Source organism: Tsukamurella sputi (assembly GCF_007858445.1).
Lineage (GTDB): Bacteria > Actinomycetota > Actinomycetes > Mycobacteriales > Mycobacteriaceae > Tsukamurella > Tsukamurella sputi.
Genome location: NZ_VIGV01000018.1, coordinates 1 through 3065 on the forward strand (window position 1 = coordinate 1; position 3065 = coordinate 3065).

Genomic DNA, 3065 nt, shown 5'->3' on the forward strand with positions numbered 1-3065 from the left:
TGGCTATGACAGCTTGAAGAGGCCCCGGCTCGACGGCTAGACCTGGCCCCGTTTGCGACTCGCCGGTGGTGTTGCGACGGTTTGATCTGGCCCCACCTGATGGTTGCTCGTGAACATCGTTTCCGAGCCGAAGCAGGTGGTGGCCAATGATGGGATCGAAGGTGGAGCTGTTCGCGCAGATCCGGCGGGACGCCCGGGTCGAGGGCATGAGTATCCGGGCGTTGGCTCGCAAGCATGGCGTGCACCGGAGGACGGTGCGGCAGGCGTTGTCATCGGCGGAGCCGCCGCCGCGGAAGACGCCGGAGCGGTCGTCGCCGCGGTTGGACCGGTTCAAGGCGGCGATTGATGAGATGTTGCGGTCGGATCTGGATGCTCCGCGTAAGCAGCGGCACACCGCGACGCGGATCCGGGAACGCCTGGCGATCGAGCACGATGCGGTCGAGTTGTCGTATTCGACGGTGCGGGACTACGTGCGGGTCCGGCGGGCGCAGATCGAGGTGGAGGCCGGCCGCCGGACGGAGGTGTTCATCGCCCAGGACCACGCCCCGGGCGCGGAGGCGGAGGTCGACTTCGGCGAGGTCTGGGTGATCCTGGGCGGGGTGAAGACCAAGTGCCACATGTTCGTCTACCGGCTCTCGCACTCGGGCAAGGCCATTCACCGGGTCTATCCGACCGGCGGGCAGGAAGCGTTCCTCGAAGGGCACGTCGAGGCGTTCCGCGAGCTCGGCGGGGTCCCGACCCGGCATATCCGCTACGACAATCTCACCTCGGCGGTGGTCGCGGTCCTGCAGGGCGGAGACCGGCGGCGACAGGAGAACCCGCGGTGGACGTTGTTTCACTCGCACTACGGATTCGATCCGTTCTACTGCCAGCCCGGCATCGCCGGGGCGCACGAGAAGGGCGGCGTTGAAGGCGAGGTCGGATGGTTCCGCCGCAACCGGCTGACCCCAATGCCGCAGGTCGAGTCCCTCGATGAGCTCAACGAGCAGATCAAAGCCTGGGAGGACCGCGACGAGGGCCGCCGGATCGACGGACGACTGCGCACCATCGGCCAGGACTACGAGCACGACCGAGCAGCGCTCGCGCCGCTGCCGGTGGAGGATTTCGACCCGGGCCTGATCCTCACACCACGGGTCGATCGGTCGGCGATGATCACCGTTCGGATGGTGAAGTATTCGGTGCCGGCGCACCTGATCGGCCGCCGAGTCCGCGTCTCACTACAAGCCTCCCAGCTGCTGGTCTACGACGGCCGGACCCTGGTCGCGCGGCATCCACGGGTCGCCGGCCGCGGCACCGCGAAGATCGACCTCGACCACTACCTCGAGGTGCTCAAGTTCAAACCCGGTGCCCTGCCGGGATCAACGGCGTTGGCGCAGGCCCGCGCTGCCGGGGTGTTCACCGCCAGCCATGATGCGTTCTGGGCCGCCGCCCGACGAGTCAACGGCGACACCGACGGCACCAGCGAGCTGATCGACGTCCTGCTGCTGCACCGCAGCCTGCCCGCCGCGGCGGTGATCGCCGGCATCGATGCTGCATTGCGGGTCGGGGCGGTGAGCGCCGAGGTCGTCGCCGTTGAGGCTCGCCGCGCCGAAGCCCGCCTGCTCGCGCACGCCTCGGTCGCTGCCGACCAGACAGGTGGGGCCAACGCTGGCCGTCATCTCGATCGCCATGCCGAACGACGCGAGCAACGAGTTGTCAGCCTCACCCAACGACGGCTCGCAGACCCCGCGGCGGTGATCGCCGGCCTGCCACCCGACCGGCGACCGCTGCCCAGCGTTACGGCCTACGACCGCCTGCTCCCGCAGCACCGGCGACGCACTGCCTCCGACGCGCTACCTGCGTCGCTGGACCCACCACCGATTGAGTCGCTGGACCCACCACCGATTGAAAGGCCCACCCGGCTATGACCGCAACCGCCAATAAGAACCAGACGAATGCGCTGGCCCCGTCGTTGCGCCGCCGGGGCGGCCTCACCGAAGAAGCCGCCCTCGCCGCCGTTGACCAGGCCTGCCGGCGCCTACGCCTGCCGACAGTGCGGTCGATGATCGACCAGCACCTCACCGCCGCCGCCAAGCAGCAATTGTCCTACCAGGGGTTCCTCGCCGAACTCCTGCTCGCCGAAGTCGACGACCGGGACCGCCGCTCCACTGTTCGCCGCGTCAAAGCCGCGGGGTTCCCGCGGGAGAAGTGGCTGGCGGACTTCGACTTCGACGCCAACCCCGACATCGAACCCGCCACCATCCACCAGCTCGCCACCGGCGACTGGATCCGCCACGGACTGCCGCTCTGCCTCATCGGCGACTCCGGAACCGGCAAATCCCATCTGCTGATCGGATTGGGAACCGCTGCCGCCGAGCAAGGCTTTAGAGTCCGCTACACCCTCGCCACCAAACTAGTGAACGAGCTGGTCGAGGCCGCTGACGAGAAGCAGCTCGCGAAGACCATCAACCGCTACGGCCGCGTTGACCTGCTCATCATCGACGAGCTCGGCTACATGGAACTCGATCGCCGCGGCGCCGAACTGCTCTTCCAAGTCCTCACCGAACGCGAAGAGAAGAACAGCGTCGCGATCGCTTCCAACCAGTCCTTCTCCGGCTGGACAGACACCTTCACCGACCCACGACTCTGCGCCGCGATCGTCGACCGGCTCACCTACCGCGGCACCATCATCGAAACCGGCACTCACAGCTACCGCCTGGCTCACACCGAAGCAGCAGCTACCGCGGGCTAAGCGCGGCGTTCGTCCTTGACTACCGACAGATGCCGGCGCAAGGCCCGGTTCTGGTGAGTGACATAAACCACGGTCCACCGGGTCGTCAGGTTCGGCAGTGGCTCCCCGTCTTTAATCTTCACCCGGACCGATACCTGATCACCGAGCTGATCATCACGCGCGATCACGAACTCGGCATACGCACGCACCGACTCGCGATCCCAACCAGTCGGCGCAACCACACTGCGCACCCGCGGCCGCCCATCCACACCCCGGACTCTAGCGGCTCAGGGCCCCACTCAGGTGGGGCCGAATGAAACCGCCCTACCGGGGCCAGATCAACTTGACATAGCCA

The 3065-nt window shown here is 67.3% G+C and carries 3 protein-coding genes; 2 read left to right on the plus strand and 1 reads right to left on the minus strand.

Going from position 1 to position 3065, the window contains the following annotated elements:
- The first annotated feature begins 149 nt into the window (after positions 1-149).
- Together istA and istB are read left to right on the plus strand one after the other, a co-directional pair.
- Positions 150-1907, plus strand: a complete 1758-nt coding sequence (gene istA, locus FK268_RS22920; RefSeq protein WP_231703188.1) for an IS21 family transposase — start codon at positions 150-152, stop codon at positions 1905-1907.
- On the plus strand, positions 1904-2731 hold the full coding sequence (gene istB, locus FK268_RS22925; protein WP_068526535.1) for an IS21-like element helper ATPase IstB: 828 nt from the start codon (positions 1904-1906) through the stop codon (positions 2729-2731). The genes istA and istB overlap by 4 nt, the downstream gene beginning before the upstream one ends.
- On the opposite strand, the gene FK268_RS22930 is transcribed toward istB, so the two are convergent.
- Positions 2728-2979, minus strand: coding sequence for a hypothetical protein (locus FK268_RS22930; RefSeq protein WP_133298647.1), 252 nt, complete (start codon positions 2977-2979; stop codon positions 2728-2730). The two genes, istB and FK268_RS22930, sit on opposite strands and share 4 nt — an antisense overlap.
- Positions 2980-3065: the final 86 nt, after the last annotated feature.

What these genes read in the sequence shown, in the direction of transcription:
- istA (WP_231703188.1), top strand. Translation starts at nt 150, where the DNA reads ATGGGATCGAAGGTGGAGCTGTTCGCGCAGATCCGGCGGGACGCCCGG.
- istB (WP_068526535.1), top strand. Translation starts at nt 1,904, where the DNA reads ATGACCGCAACCGCCAATAAGAACCAGACGAATGCGCTGGCCCCGTCG.